General features: G+C 73.2%; 2 protein-coding genes. Both read left to right on the top strand.

Annotated features, from left to right (window positions below):
• Positions 1-359 (top strand): inositol monophosphatase family protein (locus ACFPZL_RS13945; protein WP_382336004.1); only part of this gene is annotated, 359 nt, incomplete at its 5' end.
• Positions 360-458: 99 nt separating this feature from the next.
• Positions 459-723: Ada metal-binding domain-containing protein (locus ACFPZL_RS13940; protein WP_382336002.1), on the top strand; the 265-nt coding region annotated here is incomplete at its 3' end.

Below are 723 nucleotides of genomic sequence, written 5' to 3'. Positions count from 1 at the left end.
CGGCCGAGACCCCGCTCGGGTCCGCGCTCGTCGCGACGGGCTTCGGCTACACGGTCGAGCGCCGCACCGAGCAGGCTGCGGTCGTGCAGCGGCTGATCCCGCGCGTGCGCGACATCCGACGCATCGGTTCAGCGGCAGCCGACCTCTGCTTCCTCGCGGCAGGCCGGATTGACGCCTACTATGAGCGCGGCCTGCAGCCCTGGGACTATGCGGCCGGCGCCCTGATCGCCCACGAGGCCGGTGCCGCGCTTCTCGGGCGCGGCCACGACGCGCCCGGCGAACCGATGCTCATCGCCGCAGCACCCGGCTCGGTCGGTGAACTGCAGGCAGAGATCGAGGCGGCGTACGCGACCCTCTGACCGTCCGCGTCTCCTGCAGGATCCGGCCAGCGAGTCCGCCGGCAGCGCGATGTCCGAAAACCGCGTGCACAGCGCAGTCGGCACGGCCAGAATGGGACCGTGACTCCTCCAGAGGTTCCGCTCGCGCCGGACCGATCCGCGCCGCACCGATCCGCGTCGGACCCGCACGCGTACGACTTCGACGCGTGCTACCGGGCGATCTCCGGTCGCGATGCGCGCTGGGACGGCCGCATCTACCTCGGCGTCGCGAGCACGGGGATCTACTGCCGGCCGTCCTGCCCGGCGCGCAAACCGCGGCGCGAGAACTGTCGCTTCTTCGCGAGCGCGGCGGCGTGCGTCGCCGCCGGCTTCCGCGCGTGCCGGC

The sequence above is a fragment of the Leucobacter soli genome, assembly GCF_042659205.1.
GTDB lineage: Bacteria > Actinomycetota > Actinomycetes > Actinomycetales > Microbacteriaceae > Leucobacter > Leucobacter soli.
Note: the sequence above shows the minus strand (reverse complement) of the source record. Positions and strands in the feature narration are given on the sequence as shown.